Consider the following 25705-nt stretch of genomic DNA (forward strand, 5'->3'; position numbering starts at 1 on the left):
GCGAGAACACGCCGATCTGTTGCCCGACCATCTACGCAACCGGCCTTCTTCCCTGAATCCCGCGCCCGCTGAGCCGGTTCGTCGGCGTCCGGGCCGTCCTCGAAGGAGCTCATCCGATCACATCGCCGGCTGATCACCGTCCGAACAGGGTGGGGAATTTTACTTCGACACTTCTGGGGAAATTACGTCCGACGTTGACAGCCTTCGCGCGAGCGATACCAGCGTGTGTGCGCTCAATCAACAGATCCCGCTCGAATTCGGCCACCGCGTTCAACACCTGCATCGTCATCCGACCGGCCGCGCTCGTTAGATCTACGCCGCCCAGGGCGAGACAATGAACCCGGATACCGCGTTTGGCCAATCCCTCGACCGTGGACCGCACGTCCATCGCATTGCGGCCGAGTCGGTCGAGCTTCGTCACGATCAACACGTCGCCTTCTTCCATCTTGACGAGCAACTGCGCAAACCCCGGCCGCTGATCGGCGCTTACGCTCCCCGAAATGCTTTCCGACACAACGCGGCGCTTGTCGACCGAGAAGCCGGCCGCCTCGATCTCTCGTAACTGGTTCGCGGTGGTCTGGTCGGACGTACTGACGCGGGCATAGGCAAAGGTTCGGGACATATCGGGCACTCAATCTGTACAAAATAGATGTCCGAATGTAAGACAATGTCCAAAACATTTCAACCCTGATTTACGGACAGGGCAAAATGCCCCTGTCCGTAAGGGATCGGTTTTGGACAGGCGCATTCGATTGGAGGCCGATTGCCTTCTGGTCGCTCGCTGGGATAGACAGGAAGGCGAGTAGCGCACGGAGTCCGCTGATTGCGTGTGTCTTGTCAGGAAATCGCGCCGAATTCGGCGTGGTCGGCATAGGCTTTACACTTGGCTTAGACGCCCCAGTTTTGAATCACGATAAGGGATCACGAATGGACAAACAAAGAACAGAACGGATCGTGGCAGCCGATCCTATCGGTGCGACGCGGCTGCGCTTGAATCGCCTCATGAGCCATCGCCTTTGCGCGGACGCTATCGTTGCTAGGAATAACACTCCGATTGATCCTGATGTGCTCGAAAAAAAGGCCCAAGGCATGGCCTGGGCGGTGCGCAGCGGACTCGGCTACTGGGAAGCAGAGGGCGGTGGCCTAAATTCGCGGGTATTGTCTCGCTACTATGCAATGCTCCAGCTTTCCATCGCTGAGCAGGTTGGATCGGCAGACGACAAGGACTTGCTGCCCGCGATCCAGCGTCATACCGAGTTTGGGCACGGCCTGTTCACCAGTCGAAATACGAACGGCCAGTTTCCTGAGGGACTAGTCGTTGGCTGTACTCAATCGGGACACTTCACTTCGTATGCAAAGTATCTCGGACTAGACCTTACCCCGTTCATTTTCACGAAAAAACCCAAAAACTTCGCCGCTTTGGATTCCGACGGGTTGGCAAAGGTGGTGTCGTTAACGGATCTTCTTTTACGGGTCCCAGAACTTCAAACGAGCGCGCGAGCGTTGCTGGGTCGGCCTGCGCTGTCGGTACATGTCGGCCATAGCGACAAAAACATGGCACTTCGCCTTGAGCGCACACAAGCGCATATAAAACAAACGGGTGTGTTCACGTATGCAGATCCCGGATTGCCGGGTGAAATGGATGAAACATGGTTACGCATCTACCCGTCAAACGTGGGCGATCCGACTCCGAACATTGATGCATTTGGGCTTCCGTTCACCGACGTGCAGGAAGAGACGGACAATCAGGGCAGAACATCCTTGTCGGTTTTATTTAAGCACCCCAAGGGCAAGTACTGGTATGAATGCCTGAAAACATACAAGTCGGCGTATTGCGGAACCAGTTTGATCGCCCCCTTCTGGGGCATTGATGATCCCTTTGTCTTGCATTTCACCATTTTGTACGCGTTCAGCATCGTGGTTCGTTACCTTCCCGAACTTTGGCACGAGATCGAGGATGGCCCACTCGATCACCTTCGATCCTTGCTCGATGAGTATCTGGTGATACTCGATCACGTCATGCCTGAAATAATCGTTGAACGGCTTACGGGCGTTGAGCTAGTCGTGACTGCGCCAGGATCATTGTTCGCGCCGAACTGATCAGCCGGAAAAAATAAGCCACCGTCGGGGATACCATCTGTGGCTGAATGACCACAAAGGATCGCTTCGTGGCGAGGGGAGGCGTGTGGGTATTCGATTGCGAAACGTTTTATAGGATTCGTACATGCGATCCTGATGGATGGTCGGACGCGGCCCGTGCAATCAAAAATGACGGCCAACGCGCTATCGACGAAAAAGTAGGCTGAAATGTTATCGTGAGTCTTCCATTTCGGTGCCTGCCGTTTTCGTGCAATGAGCGGACGCACACTGACTGCGGTCGACGGACCGGTCCTGGCCGAACCCAGACCGCCAACAGGACATCACCAGATACCATCTCGACTCCGCCCGAGCCCCCCTCACAACACAATCCGTTTCTGCATAAAAACACTCAACGGATCGTCCGCGTAATCCCCAAACGGTCCCCGCCGCTGATATCCGGCAGACGCATACAAAGCCAGCGCCTCAGGCTGATAGGGGCCAGTCTCAAGCCTGATCACCTTGCAACCCGATCCGACTGCCCGTGACTCAAGCACCGCCATAAGCTTCCTCGCCACACCCTGCCCACGCCCACGCGGACTGACATACATCCGCTTCAATTCGCCGAATTCCGGGTTGAGGACAATCGCCCCGCACCCGATTGCCTGCCCCTCACTGTCCCGCGCAACGGCGAACAGCACATTGGATTGCTTCAGCGACGCGATATCCAGCGCGTGCCGACTCTCAGGCGGGTACAGGGTGTCCTGGTACGCATCCAGATCGGCGATAAGGGCAATCACGTCGGGTTGGTCGGGAGACTCGAAAGCGATAGTCATGGCAGACGAAGCTGGATAAAAACAAAAATTGAAGTACCCGACGACGCAGCCGTGCGCGACATCGATGGCTGCCCGGGTTCCAGCAGCTGATTGTCAGCGATGCGTCCGATACTGTCGAACCTCTCAAAAAAACGGAAGAATCCGATCACCTCGTGATATCACCCGACTCAACGACCATCAAAACAATTGCATCCTATTGAACAACCGCATCGACCATCGCCTGCGCATCGGACACAAACCGCGAATAGCGCCTCTGTTTGGGCAATTGCTGCGAGAAACAGGCTGGCCGCTGTTCCTCGGCCACGTGCTCCGCGCTGCAGGCGGCAATCGTCGGCAACGTCGCATCCCGCCACATGAGATAAACCCGGGCGCCCTGCTTGATCGACACCATCAACGTATTCGGCCCATCCGGCATCCCGTCCTGACTGTCACCCAACAGCAACGCCTTCACCACTGCATCGGCCGGTTTCCGCTTCACCGGCAATTCCGCAAACCGATACTCCGCAGCGTCGCCACCGAGCACGTCGGTGTAAAACGTCTCGTTGTCGAAAATGGCCGCCGTGTCATCCGCCGACTTGATCCCCGCATCCGCCGTCGCCACCCAGGCTTTCAAAAGCGGAACCGTCGTCACGACGAGATTCACCTTCCCGTCATTCGACTCCAATCGCAGTCCATCCGGCCCCGGCGTCATCCCGTTGTCGATGTAGAGGGTATCCACGGTACTCACCACCTTCGCGGAAAACCCTTTCGCCCTGACCGTCCCGACAAGCTTAACCAGCCGCGCATTCACCTCGGCCGTGTATTTCTTGTCCAGATCCGCCTGATCTTCCATCCGCGCCGCCGTAACCGCGTCGACGGCTTTCTTCCGATAGGCAAGATAAGAATCGGTAGGCGACGCAATCACCTTCGCGCCCACCGCAGCCACCACCGCGACGAGCACCACCGCCCCCACCCCGATCTTCCACCTGGAAATGCGTTTCATTTTTATAACCGCCACCGAATTTCGCGCCGATATGCAAAACGGCTGCCGTGAGCCCACGGCAGCCGTCCCTCAGAAACGCCCTATTCTAAATCGCGAATCAGACTTTATTCATCCACCTTGAAAGCCGACACCAGCCGGGTCAATTCCGCCGCCTGCTGCTTCAAGCTCGCCGCAGCCGCCGCGCTTTCTTCCACCAGCGCCGCATTCTGCTGCGTCATCTGATCGAGCGACTGCACCGCCTCCCCGATCTGATCGATCCCGGCACTCTGCTCCAGGCTCGCCTCGGCGATCTCGTTCATCATCGCGCTCACGCCCTGCACTTGCGACACGACATCGCGCATCACCTTCCCGGCCTCGCTCACCAGCCGCGACCCGGTATTCACCGTGCCCGCGCTATGCTCGATCAGCCCCTTGATCTCCTTCGCCGCCTGCGCGCTGCGCTGCGCGAGATTCCGCACTTCCGAAGCCACCACCGCAAACCCGCGCCCCTGCTCCCCGGCCCGCGCCGCTTCCACCGCCGCGTTCAACGCAAGAATATTCGTCTGGAACGAGATGCTGTCGATCATCACGATGATCTCGGAGATCCGCTGCGACGCGTCGCTGATCTCCTGCATCGTGGTCACGACCTCACCCACCACCTGCCCGCCGCGCGCCGCCGCATCGGAAGCGCCGTTGATCATCTTCGCGGCAGTCGTCGCCGTTTCGGTGTTGTTGCGCACGACGGCCGTGATCTCCTCCATCGACGAAGCCGTGCGCTCCAGGTTGCTCGACTGCCCTTCGGTGCGTTCGCTGAGATCGGCATTCCCGGTCGCAATCTGCGCCGACCCGGTCGCAATCGACGAGGACGCCGCGCGAATGCTATGCACCAGCGTCGACAGCGACGACACGAACCGGTTGAACGCATCCGACAACTGCCCGATCTCGTCCTGGCTCTCGACCGTCATCCGGCGCGTCAGGTCGCCCTGGCCGCTGGCGATCTCCGACAGCAGCGTCGCCGCGCGGCGGATCGGCGCGGCGATCGCGCGGCCCACCAGCCAGATCACGAGCAACGCGACGCCAAGGCCCACCACCGCCGCAACCAGCGCGGCGCTGCGGATCGCACGCGTCACCGGCCCGAGCAGTTCGGCCTGCGGCACCTCGACGACCACATACGCGTTCAACTCCGGAATGAACGACGTCGCGATGAAGCGCGCGCCGCCGTCGCCGTTGTAGCTCAGGTACGCATACGGCTGGCCGGCCAGCAGCGTCGACGACGCATCGCCGGGCAAGCCCGGCTGATCCTTCATGAAATGCTTGCCGTCGATCAGCGACGAATCGCGATGCATCATGATCGCGCCGTCGGGACGCACGAGATACGCGAACCCGGTCTCGCCGATCCGGTAAGCGGCGATGCCCTTCGCGAGCGCATCGACGGACAGGCTCATGCAGGCCGCGCCGATCGGCACGCCGTCGAGCTCGACGCGGCTGTTGATGAACATCATGTAGCCGCCGACCGTCACCTCGCGGTCCATGTTCACGTCGAACGCCTTGCCGGACGACAGGAAGCCGGTCAGCCACTGATCCTGGTCGGTCACCTTCCGCTGCAGGCCGGATTCGTTGTAGTAGTTGCCGCTCTTCACGGACACCCACTGCACCGACGCGGCCTTCTGCTCGTCCTTCACGTTCTTCGCGAGCTGGATCCAGTTGCGCGTGCCGGCGTCGGGTTCGCCGTCGGCTTCCCATTGCAGCAGGAACGCATCGCGCGCGAGAATCCGCGACGCGGCGATCGGCCCGGCCATCTGCCGCTGCACGTCGGCGCGGATGCCGTTCACGGCCGTCGGCAGCTCTTCGCGCACGACGCGATCGCGCACCGCGTTGCCGATCAGGCGGATGCTGAGCCCGCTCGAGATCGCGACGAACACGAGCAGGCAACTCGTCATGCTGAGAATCAGCTTGTTCTGTATGGAAAGCTTGCGCCAGAAATGCATGGGGAACCCTCGATAACCGCTCGGTCTGAGCCAGTTTGGGTTATCGGCATGCACGCGCAGAACCGCATCGCTGATTTCAGATGTTCATCATGCGAGATTCGTTATGGTGTTGTCAGGCGGGCATATGCGGCTGCCTATAGATGCGCGATCAACGGAAATTCAGCGCGAATCAATACGCAACGAAGATCGTGACACGCCGGTTGCGCGCCCGCGCGGCGGCATCGTCCCCCGCGACGAGCGGCTGCGTATCGGCCCGCCCGATGGCCGCGAGCCGATGCGGTGCGACGCCGCGCTCGGTCAGGTAACGCACAACGCTCCCTGCGCGCGCCGACGACAGCTCCCAGTTCGATTCGTATTTCGCGTTCGCGATCGGCACGCTGTCGGTATGCCCTTCGACGAGAATGTCGCCGGTCGCGTGATCGCTCAGCGCCTGCGCGATCTGGTTCAGCACGGGCGACGAATCGGGCAGCAAGCGCGCATCGCCGACATTGAACAGGATCTTCGCGTCGATGCCGATCTCGACGCCATGCGGCGCTTTCACGAGCGAGATCCGGCCGTTCGACTTCAACGAATCGAGCAACGCGAGCCACGGCGGCGCGTGCTCGGGCGTCACGGCAGCGGATGGGGATGCACCCGCAGCGCTTTCGGCATGCCGCGCGAGCGTCTGGTACCGCGCGTCGAGTGCGTTGTACTTCGCGAGCTGAAGCACGTACAACGCGAGAAACAGCACCATCAGCGTCGTGATGAGATCCGCGTACGAAATCAGCCAGCGGCCGGATTGCGCGCCTTCGTGTTCGTCGTCGCGATCGGCGGCGGATGCACCGTCAGTTCGAGCAGTCATGCGATTGGAATTCCGGGTTCGTCGTACGGCATGCGCCCGTCACGCGAGCGATTCGACCGCGCGCCCGCGCACGTCGCCGGTCAGGCGCGTCTCGATCGTATGCGGCGATTCCTTGCGCGAGATCGCCAGCAATCCGTCGAGATACAGCTTGCGAAACCGCAGCTCGCTGTCGATCTGCGCGCGCAGCTTGCCGTACAGCGGCAGGAACACGAGGTTGGCGAACGCCAGCCCGTACAGCGTCGCGATGAACGCGACCGCGATGCCCGGCCCGAGCTGCGCCGGTTCGAGAATATGGCTCGTCACCTGCACGAGCCCGAGCACCGAGCCGAGAATGCCGAACGTCGGCGCATATCCGCCAGCCTGCTGCCATACGCGCGCGGCGGCGAGGCGGCTGCGTTCGTAGGCATCGAGTTCGCGCTGCAACGCGTCCTCGAGCACGGCGGTCGACACGCCGTTCGCCAGCAGTTCGAGCCCGCGCCGCGCGAACGGATGGATGCCGCTCACGTCCATCGATTCGAACGCGAGCAGCCCGTCGAGCTTCGCGCGGTCGCCCCATTCGAGCAGGTCGGACAGGTTCTGGCGATCGACCTCGCGCGCACGGACGAACGCGAGCCGCAGCTGTTTCACTGCGTCGAAGAAGCGCGCCCAGGTGTTCTGGATCATCACCGCGCCGAGCGTGCCGCCGAGCACGATCACGAGCGCCTCGAACTGGAACAGCATCGAGAAGTGCCCGCCTTCGAGCGCGAAACCGAACACGATCGCCGCGCCGCCCAACACCACACCGGCCAGGGTCAACAGATCCATGCGCGCCCCCTCGTCATGCATCCGAAGCCGACGCGACCGGCGCGATGGCCGCCGCCGGCGCCTTCGCCGCGCGAACGGCATCCAGCACGCGCCGCTCGATGTCCTCGATCTCCACCGGATCGAGCTTGAGCTCGCGGCGCATCACCCACGACACCTCGTTGCGCCGCGCCTCGGTCATCACGGAGAACAGCTTGTCGGCCACCGCGCGATCGTCGAGATTCGCGATGAGCTTCGCGAGATCGTAAGTGTCGAATGTGCTGATGACATCGAACAGCGTGCGCTGGTCGATCGACACGAGATCCTCCAGCGAGCGCACCTCTCCACGACGCGCATTGCGCCGCGAGAAGTACGCGACACCCTTCTGCTCGACGTAGCTGAGCACCTTCGATTTGCGGAACGCGAACACTTCGTCGGCGATCTCGCCGTTCGACAGCTTGTTGAGCAGGATCGTCTTCTCGACGCCGATCAGCGATTCGAGATCGGCCAGCTCGATGAGCTCGAGTTCGCTGTTGATCGACAGGTCGAGATCGTGATCGGCCACCTGCTGCGCGCGATCGATCACGCGCGCGGCGTCGAACGTGACGACCTGGCGTGCGTCCGACGACGCCGCATAGTCGGTTGCCCCGCCGGAGAGGTCCGTCTGCGCGGCCTCGATCGTGACGAGGTTGAGCTTCTCCATGCGTCGCAGCATCGCGAGCACGTGCGGCCGCGAATGGCCGGCGATCGTGCGGCATTTGCGGATCACTTCGGCGAGCGGCACCGAGGTTTCGGCCGCATGCGCCTGCATCGGCCGGCGCGTCCAGGCGTCGCCGCCATCGCGCGCATCGGCGCCCGCCATCAGCGACAGCACATGCGCATACGACAGCACGCCCGGCATGAAGTCCGCGTGCGTGTAGGTGGCGAGCTGGTCGTCCTTGCGCTTCACGCGGCGAATCATCGTCCGCACGATATGACGCAGCAGCGCCGACACGCGCTCGATTTCCTCATCGAGCATGCCGGCCGGCACGACCGTGAGCTGACAGAATGAAAGGGCCTTCGCGGTATGGGCGCGCGGCTCGGCCGCGAGCAACGCCGATTCCCCGAAGAACTCGCCGCGGCCGAGTGTCGCGACGACGACGCGCTTGTCTTCGCATCGCGTGGACAGCTCGACCTTGCCTTCGGCGATCAGAAAGATGACGGGCTCGCCCGCAAAGCCCTCGGAGTAAATGATTTCCCCTGGCGCCGCCGTACGCGTCCACGATTGCTGACGATTCAAGTCGATTCCCCTGCTGCGCTGATTATTGCGGACTGCGCGTCGCACGTCGGAAGCATGCGATCGCGAGTCATCCCCGTGACTCGTTTACGTCATCGGGCTCAACATCCTTTAGGGAATCGGTCCTCGTTTCGAGCCGAAATCAAGATAAAACGTTTACGGGTCATTCAGCCACGTCGGGAAGCTCATTTCGATGCTTGTTCGTGTAGTGCAATTGAAAGCGCCGAGCAAACCCGTGCGTCAGAACTCCATGTCGAGTTCGTCGATGTCTTCGTGCTCCGCCTTCGCCGCAGCGATCCATTCCGCCACGAACGGATGCGCGAGCACCTGCATGCAGTACTCGGCGATATCGGGCTCCAGTTTCACGTCGTAGGTGAGGAAGCGCGTGACGACCGGCGCATACATCGCGTCGGCGATGCCGATCTCCGCGCCGAACAGCCAGGGGCCGCCGTATGCGGCGAGGCACTCGCGCCAGATCGTCACGATCCGCTCGATGTCGTGCTGCGCGCGCGACCAGATGCGGAAGCCGGGGAAATGCGCGCGCAGGTTCATCGGCAACGCGGATCGCAACGCGCTGAAACCGGAATGCATCTCGCCGCAGATCGACCGGCAATGCGCGCGTGCTTTCCGGTCTTCAGGCAGCAGCCGCGCCTGCGGCCGGATTTCGTTCAGGTATTCGGCGATCGCGAGCGTGTCCCACACGGTGTTGCCGTCGTGCGTCAGGCACGGCACGAGAATCGACGGCGACAGCAGCAGCAACTCCGCGCGCGACGTGGCATCGATCGGCACGCTGACCGTCTCGAACGTGAGCCCGCTCAGCTTCGCGAGCAGCCAGCCGCGCATCGACCACGACGAGTAATTGCGGCTGCTGATGGTCAGCGTCGTCTGTCCGGTGACTTCCATGTCGCTCCCCTGTTCAAAGCCGTTCGTGCCCCTGCACCGAAACGGATGCCATGCGGCATCGCCCGCACCATGCCGGTGCGGCGCATTCGCCGAACTGGCGCAGCACCGCACGCTGTCGCGGCACGTGCCGCACGCCAGGCCGGCCGGGCAACGCATCGCGCGCGGCTGCCGCGTGTGGCGTGCCACCTGCGTTGCCGCGCTCCCGAATCGCGTGCAACGCGCGTGCCAGCCGCGGGCTGGCACATCGCTTGCCTCGTTCCTTGCAACGCGGCACAACGAGCGACAGCCATGAATCTGCTTGCCTATCCGTTCTACCAATGGTCTGCAGAATGCACGCGCCCGGCGCGCGCATGGGCCGCCGCCGCCCGCGCGACGATGTCGCTGTGGCCGCCCGCCACCTCGACGCCGACCGGCCGCATGCTCGACGCGCTGTGCGAACTGCTCGAATGCTGCGCGTTCTCGCATCGGCGTCCGCCGTTCGGCATCGCGTCGATCGTCGTCGACGGCGAAACGGTGCCGATCGTCGAGGAAGCCGCCGCGGCGACGCCGTTCGGCACGCTGCTGCATTTCCGCAAGGCGCGGCCGGTGGCGCGCCAGCCGCGCGTGCTGATCGTCGCGCCGATGTCCGGGCATTTCGCGACGCTGTTGCGCGGCACCGTGCGCACGATGCTGGCCGACCACGACGTGTACATCACCGATTGGCACAACCCGCGCGACATCCCGCTGACGGCCGGACGATTCGGCTTCGACGAATATGTCACGCACGTGATCGACTTCATCCGCCAGATCGGCCCGGATGCGCATGTGCTCGCGATCTGCCAGCCGACCGTCGCCGCGCTCGCGGCGGTGGCGTTGATGGCCGCCGGCGGCGATCCCGCGCAGCCGGCGAGCCTGACGCTGATGGCAGGGCCGATCGACTGCCGCGTGAATCCGACGAAGGTCAACGCGCTCGCGACGAGCCAGCCGATCGAATGGTTCGCGCGGAACCTGATCAGCGTCGTGCCGGCGGGCTTCGTCGGTGCGCAACGCTGCGTGTATCCGGGTTTCGTGCAGGTCGGCGCGTTCATGTCGATGAATCCCGATCGCCATGCGGCGTCGTTCGCCGACCTGTATTACGAGCGCGCGAAAGGCGACCCGGCGAAAGCCGACACGCTGCGGCACTTCTACGACGAATACTTCGCCACCGCCGATCTCACCGCGGAGTTCTATCTGGAAACGGTCGAGAAGGTGTTCCAGCAATACGCGCTCGCGCGCGGCGAGCTGACGGTCGGCGATCGGCTCGTCGAACCGGCGGCGATTCATCGCACCGCGCTGTTGACGATCGAAGGCGAGAAGGACGATATCTGCGCGGTCGGCCAGACGGTGGCCGCGCAGGAGCTGTGCTCCGGGTTGCCGCCTTACCTGAAGACGCACCACGTGCAGACGGGCGCCGGCCATTACGGCGTGTTCAACGGCAGCCGCTGGGAAACGCAGATCTATCCGATCGTGCGCGCGACGATCCACGACAACGAGCCGTACGATCGCACTGCCGGTGCGGAAGGCAACGCGGACGGCACGCACTACGTGACGCTGCGCGCGCTGCTCGATGCCCGCGCAGCCGCGCACGATGCGGCGGCCGATATGCCGTCGCATCAAGCCCACTGAACGCATGCGACGCTGAAAATGAAACGCCCCGCCATCGATGGCGGGGCGTGCGTGGCTGCAGCGTGCGGACGACGCGCGAGGAAGCGGCCTCGCGCGTCAGCCTGCGTTACGAGCAGGCCTTGCCGTGCGATGCGTGGTAGCCCTTCGCCTTCGCATCCGCTTCCGACATGTAGCTGCCGTGCTTCGTCTTGCCGTAGTACTTGTCGGTCGAGCAGTGGTAGACCTTCGTGCTGTCGTTGGCCCACACCTTGCCCGGGCCGCCGCCCGGCGCTGCCGCCGCGGTCGTCGCCGCCGCGCTCTTCGCCGGCGCGGTGCCGGATGCAGGGGCTGCGGAGGCTGCCATGGCCGGCGCGGCGGCCGGTGCGCTCGCGGCTGCCGCCGACGATGCGCCGTACCAGGTCTTCACGCCCTTGTGGCCCGCGCATGCGCCCTTCTTCGACGCGCCCGAGTAGAACGAGCCGTCCTTGCACAGACCGGTCGTGCCGGCCGGCGCGCTGGCCGGAACCTGCGCGAACGCACCGATCGACATACCCATGCCGGCGACCAGCGCGGCGATCAACATCGTTTTTTTCATGGTCCTCTCCTGATTTGCCTGAATGAAGAATGCGTCCCGGGTATCCCCGGGAACGTCGCGGTTATCGCACCCAGTGGCACACGCGGTGGTGGTGGTGATCGAAGTGGCACACACGGTGCGGATGGGCTTCGGCAAGGGCCGGCACGAGAACGGCACAGGCCACGGCGGTAGCCGTCAGGATCTTTGCGATGCGCTTCATGGAACTCTCCCGGGTAGGTCAACCGGCGATCCGGCTGGTACCTCATTAACGCCGGTCGTCGACAAGCCGTGCACCGCGTTCACGCTCAATTGACGATTTTTGACAACGCAGCGCCGTCAACGCCTCGAAGCTGACGAATGTCTTTCTTTTCTTTCCGAACCTTCAGCATTTCGACCGCATGGAATTCGAAAGAATGGGGAGAAAGGAGAGCGGATCGCACGGAAACCTCCGCGGAAGGCGCAACAAAAAAACCGCCCGAAGGCGGTTTGTCACAAACAAGCGTACCGGCGATGCATGCGGAAACACCGCGCAGCTACGCCCCCGCCTCTCCCCACGGCGTCGGCGGGGGCACCGCGCACGGCCCCTCGACATCAATCGACTTGAAATCGGCGGGGCCGACGATCTCCAGGTATTCCATGTCCGGCGAGTAGTCGAACAGGTAGTGGACGATCCCCGGCGCCTGGTGCACGCAATCGCCGGCCGCCACCAGCGTCTCCCGTTCGCCGTACATGAAGCGCGCCCAGCCCTTCAGCATGATCACGATATGGAATTCGGCCTCGTGACGGTGCCAGCCGGTGCCCGCCTCCGGTGCATGATTCGCCCTGACGAGTTGCGCGAGAACCTTGCCGTTCGTCGCGGCCGCGATGCCGAGATCGCGATACAGGAAGAAGTCGCGCAGGCCTTCGCCGACAAAGGCGGTGTCCTGCGGCTTCACATGGGAAAAAGCGGTGGAGGTCGGTGTGCTCATCGCGGTGCTCCTTCATCGACAGGATCACGCGTGACAAGCATTTTGCGTTCCAGTGCGCGGCGTCGCGGACGATGCGCGACGCCGCGTGCCGCGTTACTTCAACCGCCCCGACAGGAACTGCCCGAGCCGTTCGCTCTTCGGGTTCACGAGAATCTCCTGCGGATTGCCTTCCTCCTCGATCTTCCCCTGATGCAGGAAGATCACGTGATTCGACACGTTGCGCGCGAAACCCATCTCGTGCGTGACGACGACCATCGTGCGGCCTTCCTCGGCGAGCTTCTGCATCACCTTCAGCACTTCGCCCACCAGTTCCGGATCGAGCGCCGACGTCGGCTCGTCGAACAGCATCACTTCCGGCTCCATCGCGAGCGCGCGGGCAATCGCCACCCGCTGCTGCTGGCCGCCCGACAGGTGCGACGGATACATGCCCTCGACGCGCGGCGCGAGGCCGACCTTCTCCAGGTACTTGCGCGCCCGCGCGATCGCTTCGTCCTTGCCGACGCCGAGCACGGCCATCGGCGCTTCGATCACGTTCTCGAGCACCGTCATGTGGGCCCACAGGTTGAAGTGCTGGAACACCATCGACAGCTTGGTGCGCATCCGCTGCAGTTGCTTCGGGTCGGCCACGCGCAGCGAGCCGTTGCGGTCGCGCGTGGTCTGGATCGGCTCGCTGCCGATCGTGATCTGCCCGGAGCACGGCTGCTCGAGGAAGTTGATGCAGCGCAGGAACGTGCTCTTGCCGGAGCCGCTCGAGCCGATGATGCTGATCACGTCGCCGGCCTTCGCCTTCATCGACACGCCCTTCAACACCTCGTTGTCGCCGAACTTCTTGTGCAGGTTGTCAACGGTGAGCTTGTACATGCTTGGTCCTTCCTTGCGAATCTTGCGAAAGCGTTAATGGCCGCGCGGCGAGAGGTACGCGAGCCAGCGCGTCTCGAGCTTGCGGAACGCCCAGATGAGCGTGAACACGACGACGGCGTACAGCACGGCCGCGATGCCATAGGCCTGGAACGACATGTACGTCGCCGAATTGACGTCGCGCGTGACCTTCAGGATGTCGGGCACGGTCGCGGTGAACGCGAGCGTCGTCGCGTGCAGCATCAGGATCACTTCGTTGCTGTAGCTCGGCAGCGAGCGGCGCAGCGCGGAAGGCAGGATGATCCGCGTATAGAGCTTGAAGCGCGACATCCCGTAGGCCATGCCGGCCTCGATCTCGCCGGCCGACGTCGCCTTGATCGCGCCCGCGAAGATCTCCGTCGCATACGCGCATTCGTTCAGCACGAACGCGAGCAGCGTGCAGTTCATCGCATTGCGGAAGAACGTGTCGAGCAGCACGTGGTTGTGCACGACCTGCAGGCTGTAGATGCCCGTGTAGCACATCAGCAGCTGCACATAGAGCGGCGTGCCGCGGAACACGTAGGTGTAGAGCCACACCGGGCCCGAGATCCAGCGGTTCGACGACGCGCGCGCGATCGCGAGCGGCACGGCGAACGCGAAGCCCAGCGCGATCGACACCACCAGCAGCCACAGCGTGACCGCGAGGCCGCTGAAGCGGTAGCCGTCGGTGTAGAGATAGCTTTGCCAGTACTGGCTGACGAGTTCGATCACAGTGCGAGCCTCCGGACGCCGACGGAATAACGCTTCTCGAGGTGATGCAGCACGACGTTGGACACCGTCGTGATCGCGAGGTAGATCGCGCCTGCCGCCAGCGTGAAGAAGAAGAAATCGAGCGTGCTCTTGCCGGCGTCCTGCGACGCCTTGACGACGTCGGCGAGACCGATGATCGACACGAGCGCGGTAGCCTTCACGAGCACCTGCCAGTTGTTGCCGATGCCGGGCAGCGCGAAGCGCATCATCTGCGGAAACAGGATGCGGCGGAACACGCGCCACCCGCTCATCCCGTATGCGAAGCCCGCTTCGAGCTGGCCGCGCGGCACCGCGAGGAACGCGCCGCGGAAGGTCTCGGTGAAGTACGCGCCGTAGATGAAGCCGAGCGTGATGACGCCCGCCACGAACGGGTCGATGTCGATCTGGTCCCAGCCGAGCATGTCGGTGAAGTTGTTCAGCAGGATCTGGATCCCGTAGAACAGCAGCAGCATCAGCACGAGATCCGGCACCGCGCGGATCAGCGTCGTGTAGAAGGTGCCGATCGACTTGAGCAAGCGGTTCGTCGACAGTTTCGCGCTCGCGCCGACGAGGCCCAGCGCGAGCGACGCGGCAAGCGACAGCACCGCGAGCTTCACGGTTTCCACCGTGCCGGCCCACAGCAGCGGGCCAAATCCTTGGAAGATCATATGAGGGATCCAGAGCGAGGTGGCTGGATTGTCGATAGCCATTAGCCGCGCATCAAACGATATCTGCGCACGACCTGATGCACCCAGCTCATCAAGTCGGACGCCTCGCGCGAAGCGGGTTGCAGCCACGACAGACGCGGCGCGCGCCACCGCCGGTGCGCGCCGCATGGCGGGTCAGCTACCGTAGACGTCGAACGCGAAGTACTTCTTCTCGAGCTTCTTGTACGTGCCGTCCTTGATGATGTCGGCGATCGCGTGGTCGATCTTCGCCTTCAGGTCGGCGTCGTCCTTGCGCAGCCCGATGCCGGCGCCGTTGCCGAGCGTCTTCGGATCGTCGATGTCGTTGCCGGCGAATGCGAAGTTCGCGCCGCGCGGCGTCTTCAGGAAGCCGATGTCGGCCTGTACCGCGTCCTGCAGCGCCGCGTCGAGGCGGCCCGACATCAGGTCCTGGTACACGCCGTCCTGGTTCTGGTAAGGCACGACCTGCACGCCCTTCGGCGCCCAGTACGCCTTCGCGTAGGTTTCCTGGATGGTGCCCTGCTCGACGCCCACCGACTTGCCCTTCAGCGAGTCGGCCGTCGGCTGCAGGTTCGCGCCCTTCTTCGCGACGAGGCGGGTCGGCGTGTTGAACAGCTTGTCAGAGAACGCGATCTGCTCGGCGCGCGCCGGCGTCATCGACATCGACGACAGCACGCCGTCGAACTTCTTCGCCTTCAGCGCGGGAATCATCCCGTCGAAGTCGTTCTCGATCCACACGCATTTCGCCTTCAGGCGGGCGCAGATCTCGTTGCCGAGATCGACGTCGAAGCCGACGACCTTGCCGCTTGCGTCCTTCGATTCGAACGGCGGATAGCTGGCGTCGACACCGAACCGGATCGTCGACCAATCCTTGGCGTGGGCACCGACCGCGATGCAGGCAAGGGCAATACTGAGCGCGAGTTTCTTCATGGCGTTCCTGTCGGAGGCGAGCTGGGCAAGGGTCCCGTCGGGCGGCGCCGCCGCGAACCCTTCCAACCCGGAGATCGTCCCTTCCGGCGACACTCCAAGTTGTACATACAACTTTGCCTTTTCCACGGGTTCGCCAGCAATCCGTGTTTATCTCTAATTGTCGGCTGAATAGGATCGTGGGTTGCAAATTTCCTTATATTTCAATTAATTAAGCATTACGCCAAGCTAAACGACCGCTTTCTCCGCGCCTTGGCGCGTGGCCGGGCGCCGGCTTTCACTTGTCTAGACCGGGCAACGCCGCGTCGCGCGGCCCGGCCGCCATGCCGACCGTCTCCAGGCCAACCAGCCGGTAGCCGAACTGCAGCTCCGTCAGCAGGTGCCGCGGGCGCGCGGGCACCGGCTCGAGCTTCTGCCGCAGGTTCGTCATGTACACCCGCACGTAATGCGCGCGGTCCGCGTCGTGGATGCCCCAGACCTCCGCCAGCAATTGCCGCGCGGCGATCACGCCGCCGCGCGCACGAATCAGCGCGGCGAGCAGCCGGAATTCGAGGCGCGTCAGATGGACGGGCTCGCCGCCACGCGCGACTTCGTGCTTGCCGAGATCGACCGTCACGTCGCCGAACCGCACGATCGACGACGATTGCCCGTCGGTCGACACGAACGCCGCGCGCCGCAACTGCGCGCGCGCCCGGGCGAGCAGTTCGGGCACGCCGAACGGCTTGGGCAGGTAATCGTCCGCGCCCGCATCGAGCGCCGCGACCTTCTCCACCTCCTGCTGCCGTGCCGACAGCACGATCACCGGCACCGTCGACCACTCGCGCAGCTCGCGGATGAACGTCTTGCCGTCGTCGTCCGGCAGCCCGAGATCGACGATCACGAGATCGGGCTTGCTGCTCGCCGCATACATCCGCGCCTCGCGTGCCGTCGACGCCTCGCAGGTGTCGAGCCCCTCCTGTTCCAGCGCCATCCGCACGAAACGGCGGATGTCCGATTCGTCCTCGACGATAAGTACGCGCGATCTGATCATGTCCGGCTCTCGTGTTCGATGTCGGGCGGCGCGCCCAGTGGCAGGCGAATCTCGAACCGCGCGCCGTGCGGATCGAGCGGCACCGCGCGGATCGAGCCGCCGTGCGCGTTGACGATGCTGCGGCACAGCGCGAGCCCGAGCCCCACGCCGCTGATCGACGATTCCTTGCGTTCGCGCTCGAACGGCTCGAACAGCGGCTCGGTGTTGCGCGCAATGAAGCCGGGCCCGTCGTCCTCGACGAATACGTAAAGCGTTTCGCCGAACACGCGGGCCCGCACCACCACGGCCGCGTCCGCGCCCGCATATTTCGCCGCGTTGTCGAGCAGGTTCATCAACACGCGTTCGATCAGCAGCGCGTCGACGTCGATCAGCGGCAGGTCGGCGGGCAAGTCGGCGCTCACGTCGCGGCCGGCCAGCACGCCCGCCGAATGCGCGAGCGCGCTGCCGACGATCTCGTCGAGCATGTGCCACTCGCGATTGAGCCGCACGCCCTCGCTCTGCATGCGCGCGAGATCGAGCAGGTTCACGACGAGTCCGTGCAGCGCCTCGGCCTGGTTGCGGATGCCGTGCGCGAGCGCGGCCGGCTGGCCGTCGGCCAGCCGCTCGGGCCGCTCCAGCGTCTCGGCGAGCCCGCGGATCGCGGTCAGCGGCGTCTTCAGGTCGTGCGACACCGCGGCGAGCAGCGCATTGCGCAGCCGCTCGCCTTCGATCCGCACGAGCGTGTGCTGGGCGACGCCGACGTAGTGCACGCGTTCGAGCGCCATCGCGATCGACGAGCACAGCGCATCGATCAGGCGGCGATCGTCGGGGTCCGTGGGCACCGGCTGCGCGTCGCCGAACAGCACGAGCACGCCGCGCACGCGCATCGGCGCCTTCAGCGGCAGGTATTGCGCGGCCGCACGCTCGAACGGCGGCAGCCCGCCCCCCGCGCCATGCGCATGCTCGTAGACCCAGCGGGCGATCGGTGCGTCGACGAACCCCGCATGCCGCGCCGGCCGCAGACGGTCATCCGCATCCGGCAGCACGAGCGCGACGCGCACGCCGAGCAGCGGCGCGATCGTGCCGGTGCAAATCGCTGCGATCTGCTCGGTCTCGATCGCAGCCGACAGGTCGTGCGCGACCCGTGCCAGCGCGGCCGAGCGTTTCTCGTTCGCGCGCGCGGCCCGCGCCTCCGCGCGCAGGCGCGCCGCGAGCTGGCCAATCGCGAGCGCGACGGCCAGCATCAGCGCGAACGTGAACACGTACTGCGTATCGGACACCGCGAACGACAGCCTCGGCTCGACGAAGAAGAAGTCGAAGCAGCCGACGCAGACGAACGCGGCCCACGCGCCGGCCAGCCGGCCGAGCCGCAGCGCGATCAGCACGACGGTCATCAGGAACAGCATCACGACGTTCGACAGGTCGAACACGCGCAGCAGCGCGCTCGCCGCCAGCGTGGCCAGCGCGCACACGAGCGTGGCGAGCAGCAGCGGCGCCGCGTACTGCGACACCCACACGTGCGTGCGCGGCCGCGCTTCGCGCACGGCCAGCGTCGGCCGCGTATCCGGCCCCGCACCCGCGATGCGGTCGGCCAGCGCCGCGCACGCGCGCAGCACGCTTCGCCAGCGATCGCGGCGGGCGGCGGTGTTCCGCGGCCCCGTTGCCCGTCGATTCGCTTCGCTCACGTTCACATTCACATCCATGATCGCTTCCGGCAATTGAAACGCCGAACGGCCCCGCGCACGCCGTGAAGGCGTGAACGGGGCCGCGACGGCGCGTTCGGTCAGATAAACGGCGTCAACAGCATGTCGATCAGCTTGATGCCGATGAACGGTGCGACGATGCCGCCCACACCGTAGATCAGCAGGTTGCGCCCCAGCAACGTCTCGGCCGGCTCCGCGCGATACTTCACGCCCTTCAGCGCGAGCGGGATCAGCGCGACGATGATCAGCGCATTGAAGATCACCGCCGACAGGATCGCCGACGTCGGGCTGTGCAGCCCCATCACGTTCAGCGCGCCGAGCGCCGGATACGTCGCCACGAACGCTGCCGGGATGATCGCGAAATACTTCGCGAGATCGTTGGCGACGCTGAACGTGGTGAGCGCGCCGCGCGTCATGATCATCTGCTTGCCGACCTCGACCACCTGCATCAGCTTGGTCGGGTTGCTGTCGAGGTCGACCATGTTGGCCGCCTCTTTCGCCGCCTGCGTGCCGCTGTGCATCGCGACGGCCACGTCGGCCTGCGCGAGCGCGGGCGCGTCGTTGGTGCCGTCGCCCGTCATCGCGACGAGATGGCCCTTCGCCTGGTGCTCGCGGATCAGCCGCAGCTTGTCTTCGGGCGTCGCTTCCGCCAGGTAGTCGTCGACGCCGGCTTCCGCCGCGATCGCGGCCGCGGTGAGCCGGTTGTCGCCGGTGATCATCACGGTCTTCACGCCAACCTTGCGCAGTTCGGCAAAGCGCGCGGCGATCCCGTGCTTGACGATGTCCTTCAGCTCGATCGCGCCGAGCACGCGCGCGCCGTCGGCCACGACGAGCGGCGTGCCGCCGCGCCGCGCGATATCGTTGACGGCCGTCTCGACCGCGTGCGGAAACGCGCCGCCCAGCGCATCGACGTGCGCGCGGATCGCCGACGCCGCGCCCTTGCGCACCTGACGCTCGCCGATGTCGAGGCCGCTCATCCGCGTGCGCGCGCTGAACGGCACGGTGATGCTGCCGGCGGTCGCGGCCACGTTCAGCGAAAAGCGCTGCTTCGCGAGCGCGACGATCGAGCGCCCCTCGGGCGTTTCGTCGGCGAGCGACGACAGTTGCGCGGCCTCGGCCAGCGCACGCTCGTCCACGCCCGGCGCCGGCCGGAACTGCACGGCCTCGCGATTGCCGAGCGTGATCGTGCCGGTCTTGTCGAGCAGCAGCATGTCGACGTCGCCGGCCGCCTCGATCGCGCGGCCCGACGTCGCGAGCACGTTCGCGCGCATCATGCGGCTCATCCCCGCGATGCCGATCGCCGACAGCAGCGCACCGATCGTGGTCGGGATCAGGCAGACCAGCAGCGCGATCAGCACGGTCAGGCTCACCGCCGTGCCCGACGCGTTCAGCAGCACGCTGAACTGCGAGAACGGCAGCAACGTCACGCACACGAGCAGGAAGATGATCGTCAGCGCGACGAGCAGGATCGTCAGTGCGACTTCATTCGGCGTCTTGCCGCGCTTCGCGCCTTCGACCATCGCGATCATCCGGTCGAGGAACGCTTCGCCCGGTTGCGCGGTGATCTTCACGACGATCCAGTCGGACAGCACGCGCGTGCCGCCCGTCACCGACGAGAAATCGCCGCCCGATTCGCGGATCACCGGCGCGGATTCGCCGGTGATCGCCGACTCGTCGACCGACGCGACGCCGTCGATCACTTCGCCATCGGCGGGAATCGTGTCGCCGGCCTCGACGAGCACGATGCTGCCGGCGGCGAGTTCGTCGCTCGGCACGCGATGGCAGGTGCTGCCGTATTGCTTCGGCTCGTCGAGCACCTTCGCGTACACGCGCTTGCGCGCCGCACGCAGGGCGTCGGCCTGCGCCTTGCCGCGCCCTTCGGCCAGCGCCTCCGCCGCGTTCGCGAACAGCACGGTGAACCACAGCCAGCTGGCAACCGCGAAGATGAAGCCGGCCGGCGCGTCGCCCGCGCCGGTCAGCGCCTGCAGCCACAGCACGGTCGTGACGATGCTGCCGAGATACACGACGAACATCACGGGGTTCTTCAACTGGACGCGCGGCGCGAGCTTGCGGAATGCCTCGCGCAGCACGGCCGTCCAGCGCATCGGCGGCACGCCGCCGACCGGCATCGCCGCCGGATTGATCGGGGTTTCGATATGGGACATGAGTGACTCCGTGGTTCCTGCTATTGCTTCGCGCCGGCCGCCTGGCCGAATGCGCGGTCCAGCGCGAGGTTCAGGTCGAGCACGCGCACGCGCGGTTCGCCGAGCACGCCGAGCTGGCGCGGCACGGCGATGCGCTCGACCAGCGCCGCCACCCGGGCGGCATCGACACCGCGTGCCCGCGCGACCCGCGCCGCCTGCAGCCGCGCGTTCGCGACCGAGATCTCGGGATCGAGCCCCGACGCCGACGCGGTCACGGCATCCGCCGGCACCGGCGTGCCGGCGGCGAGCGCGTTCTCCTGCCGATAGGCGCGCACACGCTGCGCGATGTCCGCGAGCAGCTTCTTGCTGGTGGCGCCCTGGTTGCTGGCGCCGCTGCCGGCCGCGTTGTACGGCTGGTCGACCGTCTTCGACGGATCGGCCGGATCGGCGCCGACCGTCGCGCTCGGCCGCCCGTGGAAGTAGCCCGCATGCGTGAACGGCTGCCCGATCACCGCCGAGCCGATCGTCGTGCCGTTGCGCTGCACGAGACTGCCGCGCGCCTGCGACGGGAACAGCACGTTCGCGACGCCCGTGGTGAGCAACGGATACGCGATCCCCGTGACGAGCATGAACAGCACCGACGACGCGATCACGGGCCGCACGAGGCCGCGCGTCGCCGCGCCGAACGAATAACCGGGTGCCGGCGCGGCGGCGGCCGCTGCCTGGCGATTGCCTTGCATCATGATGTTTCCCTCAGAACAGTTGGCCGCCCGACATCAGCAGATGCTCGACGACCGGGCCGAGCGCGAGCGCCGGCAGGAACGTGAGACCGCCGACCACCAGGATCACGAAGATCAGCAGGCCGGCGAACAGGCCCGTCGACGTCGACAGCGTGCCCGCGCTTTCCGGCACGCGCTTCTTCGCGGCGAGGCTGCCCGCAACCGCGAGCATCGGCAGCAGCGTCAGGTAACGGCCGATCAGCATCGCGAAGCCGATCGTCGTGTTGAAGAACGGCGTGTTCGCATTCAGGCCCGCGAACGCGGAGCCGTTATTGGCCGTGCCCGACGTATAGGCGTACAGCACTTCGCTGAAGCCGTGCGGGCCGAGGTTCGCGAGGCTGTCCATCGTCGAATGCAGCATCGACGCCACGGCGGTGAAGCCGAGGATGCTGAACGGATGCGCGAGCACCGCGAGCATCACGAGCTTCATCTCGCGCGCCTCGATCTTCTTGCCGAGGAACTCCGGCGTGCGCCCGATCATCATCCCGACGAGGAACACCGTGAGGATCGCGAACGTGAACAGGTTGATCAGCCCGACGCCGTCGCCGCCGAACACGTTGTTCAGCATCATCTGCGCGATCGGCACGAGGCCGCCGAGCGGCGTCAGCGAGTCATGCATCGCATCGACCGACCCGGTGGTCGCGGCCGTCGTGACGGTGGCGAACAGGCTCGTCTGCGCGATGCCGAAGCGCATCTCCTTGCCTTCCATGTTGCCGCCCGGCTGCGCCGCGCTCATCTGCTGATCGACGCCGAGCCCGGCCACGAGCGGGTTGCCGTGCTGCTCGGCCGAATAGATCATGGCCAGGAAGCCGACGAACATCACGACGAACGCACCGAGGATCACCCAGCCCTGGCGGCGCCGGCCGATCATCGTGCCGAGCGCGTAGGTCAGCGCGGACGGAATCAGCAGCATCGACAGCATATGCAGCGTGTTGGTGAGCGGCGTCGGGTTCTCGAACGGATGCGCGGCGTTCATGCTGAAGAAGCCGCCGCCGTTCGTGCCGATGTGCTTGATCGATTCGAGGCTGGCAACCGGCCCCATCACGATCTGCTGACGCGCGCCTTCGAGCGTGGTCGCCCACGCGTCGGACGCGAGCGTCTGCGGCATGCCCTGCCACACGTACACGAGCGCCATCGCGAAGCTGAGCGGCAGCAGCACGCGATAGGTCACGCGGGTGAAGTCGACCCAGTAGTTGCCGATGTCCGCCGCGCTCTTGCGGCTCAGCCCGCGGATGAAGCCGCCCGCGGCCGCGACGCCGGTCGCCGCGCTGACCACCATCAGGAACGTAATGACGGCCATCTGCGAGAAGTTCGACAGGCTGCTCTCGCCTGCATACGCCTGCCAGTTCGTGTTCGTGATGAACGACGCGGCCGTGTTGAACGCGAGGTCGGGACTTTGCGCGGCGCGCTGCAGCGCGTCGAACGGCAGTGCGTCCTGGATGCGCAGCAGCAGGTAGCCGACCAGCATCATCCCGGCATTGCTGAGCAGCAGCACCATCCCGTAGCGCTGCCACGACATCGCTTCGTCGGGATCCACGCCGAGCAGCGCGTAGGTCCGGCGTTCGACCCACGCGTGGCGCGGGCTCGTAAAGGCGTGCGCGAGCCATTTCCCGACGACGGGCACCAGCGCCAGCATGATCGCGAGAACGATCGCGAATTGAATGAGATTGTTGAACATGTCGACGCTCGCTCAGATCCGGTCAAGGCCGGTGATGAAACCCGCCGTCAAGGCAAAGAACGCGAGCGTGAACAGAATGAAAAGCAGATCGCTCATGACATTCACCGATATTTTCGAATTCCTGTTGAATCGTGCCGATCAATACCGCTCGGGTTGGATCAATGCATGAAACAGATAGATAAAGAGCGCGAGCGACAACGCGCCGGTGATCCACAACATGGCTTTCCCCTTTATTTCATATGCGCGGCAACGCCGCGCGATCGTCGGCGTACAGGCCTTGCCATGCCGGCGCAGGCCCGTGTGACGCCCCCATGCTCATCTGGCGAATGGGATGCGACAGTGTAAAAATCCGCGTATCAAAGCGGTGTTCAATTTCTTTACAAGGAATAAAAAAGCTGTAAAGACGAAAGCCGGCGGCGATGGCGTTTTTATGCATTATTTTCAGGGCCGGGTCGAGTCTATACACCGTATCGTCATCGCGATTCCTAGAATGGGCGGCATGTCCAAGACGAGATCTCCGCGATGCGGAGCACGACGCGACCCGGGGTGCCAGCATGAAACCGACCCTTACCGAAACCGCCGCTTCACGCGACCTGCCGCCCGTTCGTGCGCGGCGCCGGTCCCCGGCCGACGAACACGTGCTGCTGTCGATCCGCGTCGAATCGGACAACCTCGCCGTCGTGCGGCGCCTGCTGCACCAGGCGGTCGGCACCGCGCTCAATTTCTATACGGCCGCGATCGACAACCGCACCGGGCGCGCATGCATCGAGCTCGACGTGGCGCGGTCGCAGGCGTCGCCCGCCATCCTGTCGATCCTCCGCCTGCTGCCGGCCGCCGAGTTCGGCACGATCCGCCTGCTGCAGCACTAGCCGGCGTCCGTTGCGGCCGCGCGTGACACGCGCCCGCTCCCTTTTCATCGATTCGAACGCGCGTCTGCGGGGCGAACGCGTGCGGCTCATCACGAGCCGCGCCTGTGCGCCACCGGTGCGCGCGCCGGATCGTCGTTCCCGTCGCAACGGGTTTTTCCAGGAAGCACTCACAATGAAAAAAGCAGTCGTCGGTACCCTCTCCCTTGCGTTCCTCGGCGCGGCCGCGCATGCGCAAAGCAGCGTCACGCTCTACGGGATGCTGGATGCGGGTATCGTCTATACGAACAACCAGTCGGGTAAAAGCGCGTGGCAGCAAGGCAGCGGCCTGCTGTCGAACACGGTCTTCGGCCTGAGCGGCAACGAGGATCTCGGCGGCGGCCTGCATGCGCTGTTCCGCCTCGAAAACGGCTTCAACCTGAACAACGGCACGCAGTCCTACAAGAACACGATGTTCGGCCGCCGCGCGTATGTCGGCCTGCAGAGCGACCGGTACGGCGCGCTGACGCTCGGCCGGCAGTACGACGCCGTGGTCGACTATCTCGGCCCGCTCGCGATGGCGAACAACGGCGACGGCAACAACCTCGCGTCGCATCCGTTCGACAACGACAACATCGACGATTCGTTCTACATCGACAACGCGGTGAAATACACGAGCCCGACGCTCGCCGGCTGGCAGTTCGGCGGCCTGTACGGGTTCAGCAACGCGGCCGGCGGCTTCGCGAACAACCGCGCGTACAGTGCGGGCGTGTCGTACGCGAACGGGCCGGTCAGCCTCGGCGCCGCGTACCTGCAGCTCAACCGCGGCGGGCTGACGGCCGGCGGCGCGCTGTCGAACAACGACGGGCCAAATTTCCCGGCGGTGCGCCAGCGCGTGATGGGCGCGGGCGGCAGCTACGCGTTCGACCGGCTGACGCTCGGCGCGCTGTGGACGCATTCGATGTTCGATGAAACGGCCGCGTCGTCGCTGCCCGGCGCGCTGAATGCGCTGCGCTTCGACAACTTCGAGGTCAACGCGCGCTATGCGCTGACGCCGGCCGTCTCGTTCGCGGGCGCCTATACGTTCACCAACGGCCGCTACGACGACGCAACCGGCAGCCATCGGCCGAAATGGCATCAGGTGACGCTGATGGCCGACTACGCGTTGAGCAAGCGCACCGACGTGTACGCGGAAACCGTGTACCAGCACCAGTTCGGCGTGCCGTCGGGCGCGACGCTCGGCTTCGCGAACGTCACGGGGCTCGCGGCTTCGTCGACCAACACGCAGGTCGTCGGGACGGTCGGCATCCGGCATCGGTTCTGACCGCACGCCGGCCGCCCGCGGCCGGCCGCTCTGTGCAATCCCGCATGGACGCGCGCCGGCCGAACAGGGATCATTCGGGGAATCCGGGCCCGCGCGCCCGCGAAACCGGTACACTCGGCGCCGGGCGCGCGCCGGATCGGCATTCGGCGGCGGGCCGC

The 25705-nt window shown here is 65.0% G+C and carries 25 protein-coding genes and 2 pseudogenes; 6 read left to right on the plus strand and 21 right to left on the minus strand.

Going from position 1 to position 25705, the window contains the following annotated elements; genetic code table 11:
• Positions 1 to 133, plus strand: a pseudogene (locus HWX36_RS36820) (AAA family ATPase); the annotation flags it as partial.
• Between the two features lie 69 nt (positions 134 to 202).
• Here the strand turns inward: HWX36_RS36820 and HWX36_RS11275 are convergent.
• Positions 203 to 622: pseudogene (locus HWX36_RS11275) on the minus strand (recombinase family protein); the annotation flags it as partial.
• A gap of 305 nt (positions 623 to 927) precedes the next feature.
• Here HWX36_RS11275 and HWX36_RS11280 point away from each other — a divergent pair.
• The gene (locus tag HWX36_RS11280) at positions 928 to 2100 is read left to right on the plus strand and encodes a hypothetical protein (RefSeq protein ID WP_175952198.1); all 1173 of its coding nucleotides are present in this window, start codon (positions 928 to 930) and stop codon (positions 2098 to 2100) included.
• 356 nt (positions 2101 to 2456) lie between these two features.
• Here the strand turns inward: HWX36_RS11280 and HWX36_RS11285 are convergent, their stop codons facing one another.
• The 7 genes from HWX36_RS11285 to HWX36_RS11315 all read right to left on the minus strand — a co-directional run bounded on the left by HWX36_RS11285 (position 2457) and on the right by HWX36_RS11315 (position 9661).
• Entirely contained in the window at positions 2457 to 2912 is a 456-nt protein-coding gene (locus HWX36_RS11285) for a GNAT family N-acetyltransferase (protein ID WP_175952199.1), read from the minus strand.
• A gap of 193 nt (positions 2913 to 3105) precedes the next feature.
• The gene (locus tag HWX36_RS11290; protein WP_175952200.1) at positions 3106 to 3894 is read right to left on the minus strand and encodes a hypothetical protein; all 789 of its coding nucleotides are present in this window, start codon (positions 3892 to 3894) and stop codon (positions 3106 to 3108) included.
• Between the two features lie 104 nt (positions 3895 to 3998).
• The gene (locus HWX36_RS11295) at positions 3999 to 5861 is read right to left on the minus strand and encodes a methyl-accepting chemotaxis protein (RefSeq protein ID WP_175952201.1); all 1863 of its coding nucleotides are present in this window, start codon (positions 5859 to 5861) and stop codon (positions 3999 to 4001) included.
• 169 nt (positions 5862 to 6030) lie between these two features.
• Positions 6031 to 6702 (minus strand): OmpA family protein, encoded by a 672-nt coding sequence (locus tag HWX36_RS11300; RefSeq protein ID WP_175952202.1) that lies wholly within the window; start codon positions 6700 to 6702, stop codon positions 6031 to 6033.
• A 39-nt stretch (positions 6703 to 6741) separates the two neighbouring features.
• Positions 6742 to 7506, minus strand: coding sequence for a flagellar motor protein (locus HWX36_RS11305; RefSeq protein ID WP_175952203.1), 765 nt, complete (start codon positions 7504 to 7506; stop codon positions 6742 to 6744).
• A 13-nt stretch (positions 7507 to 7519) separates the two neighbouring features.
• A complete protein-coding gene (locus HWX36_RS11310) occupies positions 7520 to 8761 on the minus strand; it encodes a cyclic nucleotide-binding domain-containing protein (protein ID WP_175952204.1) in 1242 nt (413 codons plus the stop codon).
• A 237-nt stretch (positions 8762 to 8998) separates the two neighbouring features.
• Entirely contained in the window at positions 8999 to 9661 is a 663-nt protein-coding gene (locus HWX36_RS11315; protein ID WP_175952205.1) for a glutathione S-transferase family protein, read from the minus strand.
• Positions 9662 to 9949: 288 nt separating this feature from the next.
• Between HWX36_RS11315 and phaZ the strand changes: the two genes are divergently transcribed.
• Positions 9950 to 11305, plus strand: a complete 1356-nt coding sequence (gene phaZ, locus HWX36_RS11320) for a polyhydroxyalkanoate depolymerase (protein ID WP_175952206.1) — start codon at positions 9950 to 9952, stop codon at positions 11303 to 11305.
• Positions 11306 to 11411: 106 nt separating this feature from the next.
• Here phaZ and HWX36_RS11325 read toward each other — a convergent pair whose 3' ends face one another.
• The 12 genes from HWX36_RS11325 to kdpA all read right to left on the minus strand — a co-directional run bounded on the left by HWX36_RS11325 (position 11412) and on the right by kdpA (position 23378).
• A complete protein-coding gene (locus tag HWX36_RS11325) occupies positions 11412 to 11879 on the minus strand; it encodes a hypothetical protein (protein ID WP_175952207.1) in 468 nt (155 codons plus the stop codon).
• 61 nt (positions 11880 to 11940) lie between these two features.
• Positions 11941 to 12078, minus strand: coding sequence for an HHHH-motif protein (locus HWX36_RS11330; protein ID WP_175952208.1), 138 nt, complete (start codon positions 12076 to 12078; stop codon positions 11941 to 11943).
• A gap of 313 nt (positions 12079 to 12391) precedes the next feature.
• Entirely contained in the window at positions 12392 to 12826 is a 435-nt protein-coding gene (locus HWX36_RS11335; RefSeq protein WP_175952209.1) for a cupin domain-containing protein, read from the minus strand.
• Between the two features lie 93 nt (positions 12827 to 12919).
• Positions 12920 to 13687, minus strand: a complete 768-nt coding sequence (locus HWX36_RS11340) for an ATP-binding cassette domain-containing protein (RefSeq protein WP_175952210.1) — start codon at positions 13685 to 13687, stop codon at positions 12920 to 12922.
• A gap of 33 nt (positions 13688 to 13720) precedes the next feature.
• Positions 13721 to 14434 (minus strand): ABC transporter permease, encoded by a 714-nt coding sequence (locus tag HWX36_RS11345; RefSeq protein ID WP_175952211.1) that lies wholly within the window; start codon positions 14432 to 14434, stop codon positions 13721 to 13723.
• Complete coding sequence (locus tag HWX36_RS11350) at positions 14431 to 15120, minus strand: ABC transporter permease (protein WP_175952212.1); 690 nt, start codon at positions 15118 to 15120, stop codon at positions 14431 to 14433. Before HWX36_RS11350 ends, HWX36_RS11345 begins: the two co-directional genes overlap by 4 nt.
• Before the next feature lie 174 nt (positions 15121 to 15294).
• Positions 15295 to 16068, minus strand: coding sequence for an ABC transporter substrate-binding protein (locus HWX36_RS11355; RefSeq protein ID WP_175952213.1), 774 nt, complete (start codon positions 16066 to 16068; stop codon positions 15295 to 15297).
• Between the two features lie 274 nt (positions 16069 to 16342).
• A complete protein-coding gene (locus HWX36_RS11360; RefSeq protein ID WP_175952214.1) occupies positions 16343 to 17095 on the minus strand; it encodes a response regulator in 753 nt (250 codons plus the stop codon).
• Positions 17092 to 18777 carry a DUF4118 domain-containing protein gene (locus HWX36_RS11365; protein WP_175952215.1) on the minus strand — a complete coding sequence of 562 codons (1686 nt, stop codon included), beginning with the start codon at positions 18775 to 18777 and terminating at the stop codon, positions 17092 to 17094. Before HWX36_RS11365 ends, HWX36_RS11360 begins: the two co-directional genes overlap by 4 nt.
• A gap of 80 nt (positions 18778 to 18857) precedes the next feature.
• Positions 18858 to 20882, minus strand: coding sequence for a potassium-transporting ATPase subunit KdpB (kdpB, locus tag HWX36_RS11370; RefSeq protein ID WP_175952474.1), 2025 nt, complete (start codon positions 20880 to 20882; stop codon positions 18858 to 18860).
• Positions 20883 to 20962: 80 nt separating this feature from the next.
• Positions 20963 to 21664 (minus strand): potassium-transporting ATPase subunit KdpC, encoded by a 702-nt coding sequence (kdpC, locus tag HWX36_RS11375; RefSeq protein ID WP_175952216.1) that lies wholly within the window; start codon positions 21662 to 21664, stop codon positions 20963 to 20965.
• A 10-nt stretch (positions 21665 to 21674) separates the two neighbouring features.
• The gene (gene kdpA, locus HWX36_RS11380) at positions 21675 to 23378 is read right to left on the minus strand and encodes a potassium-transporting ATPase subunit KdpA (RefSeq protein ID WP_175952217.1); all 1704 of its coding nucleotides are present in this window, start codon (positions 23376 to 23378) and stop codon (positions 21675 to 21677) included.
• On the opposite strand from kdpA, the gene HWX36_RS11385 reads away from it, so the two are divergent.
• Positions 23377 to 23547 carry a hypothetical protein gene (locus HWX36_RS11385; protein ID WP_175952218.1) on the plus strand — a complete coding sequence of 57 codons (171 nt, stop codon included), beginning with the start codon at positions 23377 to 23379 and terminating at the stop codon, positions 23545 to 23547. The two genes, kdpA and HWX36_RS11385, sit on opposite strands and share 2 nt — an antisense overlap.
• A 66-nt stretch (positions 23548 to 23613) precedes the next feature.
• Here the strand turns inward: HWX36_RS11385 and HWX36_RS11395 are convergent, their stop codons facing one another.
• Entirely contained in the window at positions 23614 to 23844 is a 231-nt protein-coding gene (locus tag HWX36_RS11395; protein ID WP_175952219.1) for a hypothetical protein, read from the minus strand.
• Positions 23845 to 23932: 88 nt separating this feature from the next.
• On the opposite strand from HWX36_RS11395, the gene HWX36_RS11400 reads away from it, so the two are divergent.
• Positions 23933 to 24247 (plus strand): hypothetical protein, encoded by a 315-nt coding sequence (locus tag HWX36_RS11400; protein WP_244136382.1) that lies wholly within the window; start codon positions 23933 to 23935, stop codon positions 24245 to 24247.
• A gap of 172 nt (positions 24248 to 24419) precedes the next feature.
• Positions 24420 to 25547 (plus strand): porin, encoded by a 1128-nt coding sequence (locus HWX36_RS11405; RefSeq protein ID WP_175952220.1) that lies wholly within the window; start codon positions 24420 to 24422, stop codon positions 25545 to 25547.
• Positions 25548 to 25705 lie beyond the last annotated feature (158 nt).

This window comes from Burkholderia sp. BCC0405, from assembly GCF_902833075.1.
In the GTDB taxonomy this organism is placed as follows: domain Bacteria; phylum Pseudomonadota; class Gammaproteobacteria; order Burkholderiales; family Burkholderiaceae; genus Burkholderia.

Excerpts from the sequence above, each read along its gene's own strand:
- kdpC (WP_175952216.1), bottom strand. The coding sequence starts at position 21,664 with ATGATGCAAGGCAATCGCCAGGCAGCGGCCGCCGCCGCGCCGGCACCC.
- HWX36_RS11295 (WP_175952201.1), bottom strand. The coding sequence starts at position 5,861 with ATGCATTTCTGGCGCAAGCTTTCCATACAGAACAAGCTGATTCTCAGC.
- kdpB (WP_175952474.1), bottom strand. The coding sequence starts at position 20,882 with ATGCGCTGGACGGCCGTGCTGCGCGAGGCATTCCGCAAGCTCGCGCCG.
- HWX36_RS11340 (WP_175952210.1), bottom strand. The coding sequence starts at position 13,687 with ATGTACAAGCTCACCGTTGACAACCTGCACAAGAAGTTCGGCGACAAC.
- HWX36_RS11330 (WP_175952208.1), bottom strand. The coding sequence starts at position 12,078 with ATGAAGCGCATCGCAAAGATCCTGACGGCTACCGCCGTGGCCTGTGCC.
- HWX36_RS11315 (WP_175952205.1), bottom strand. The coding sequence starts at position 9,661 with ATGGAAGTCACCGGACAGACGACGCTGACCATCAGCAGCCGCAATTAC.
- HWX36_RS11360 (WP_175952214.1), bottom strand. The coding sequence starts at position 17,095 with ATGATCAGATCGCGCGTACTTATCGTCGAGGACGAATCGGACATCCGC.
- HWX36_RS11400 (WP_244136382.1), top strand. The coding sequence starts at position 23,933 with ATGAAACCGACCCTTACCGAAACCGCCGCTTCACGCGACCTGCCGCCC.
- kdpA (WP_175952217.1), bottom strand. The coding sequence starts at position 23,378 with ATGTTCAACAATCTCATTCAATTCGCGATCGTTCTCGCGATCATGCTG.
- HWX36_RS11355 (WP_175952213.1), bottom strand. The coding sequence starts at position 16,068 with ATGAAGAAACTCGCGCTCAGTATTGCCCTTGCCTGCATCGCGGTCGGT.
- HWX36_RS11335 (WP_175952209.1), bottom strand. The coding sequence starts at position 12,826 with ATGAGCACACCGACCTCCACCGCTTTTTCCCATGTGAAGCCGCAGGAC.
- phaZ (WP_175952206.1), top strand. The coding sequence starts at position 9,950 with ATGAATCTGCTTGCCTATCCGTTCTACCAATGGTCTGCAGAATGCACG.
- HWX36_RS11385 (WP_175952218.1), top strand. The coding sequence starts at position 23,377 with ATGTCGACGCTCGCTCAGATCCGGTCAAGGCCGGTGATGAAACCCGCC.
- HWX36_RS11290 (WP_175952200.1), bottom strand. The coding sequence starts at position 3,894 with ATGAAACGCATTTCCAGGTGGAAGATCGGGGTGGGGGCGGTGGTGCTC.
- HWX36_RS11300 (WP_175952202.1), bottom strand. The coding sequence starts at position 6,702 with ATGACTGCTCGAACTGACGGTGCATCCGCCGCCGATCGCGACGACGAA.
- HWX36_RS11285 (WP_175952199.1), bottom strand. The coding sequence starts at position 2,912 with ATGACTATCGCTTTCGAGTCTCCCGACCAACCCGACGTGATTGCCCTT.
- HWX36_RS11405 (WP_175952220.1), top strand. The coding sequence starts at position 24,420 with ATGAAAAAAGCAGTCGTCGGTACCCTCTCCCTTGCGTTCCTCGGCGCG.
- HWX36_RS11350 (WP_175952212.1), bottom strand. The coding sequence starts at position 15,120 with ATGATCTTCCAAGGATTTGGCCCGCTGCTGTGGGCCGGCACGGTGGAA.
- HWX36_RS11305 (WP_175952203.1), bottom strand. The coding sequence starts at position 7,506 with ATGGATCTGTTGACCCTGGCCGGTGTGGTGTTGGGCGGCGCGGCGATC.
- HWX36_RS11325 (WP_175952207.1), bottom strand. The coding sequence starts at position 11,879 with ATGAAAAAAACGATGTTGATCGCCGCGCTGGTCGCCGGCATGGGTATG.
- HWX36_RS11280 (WP_175952198.1), top strand. The coding sequence starts at position 928 with ATGGACAAACAAAGAACAGAACGGATCGTGGCAGCCGATCCTATCGGT.
- HWX36_RS11365 (WP_175952215.1), bottom strand. The coding sequence starts at position 18,777 with ATGGATGTGAATGTGAACGTGAGCGAAGCGAATCGACGGGCAACGGGG.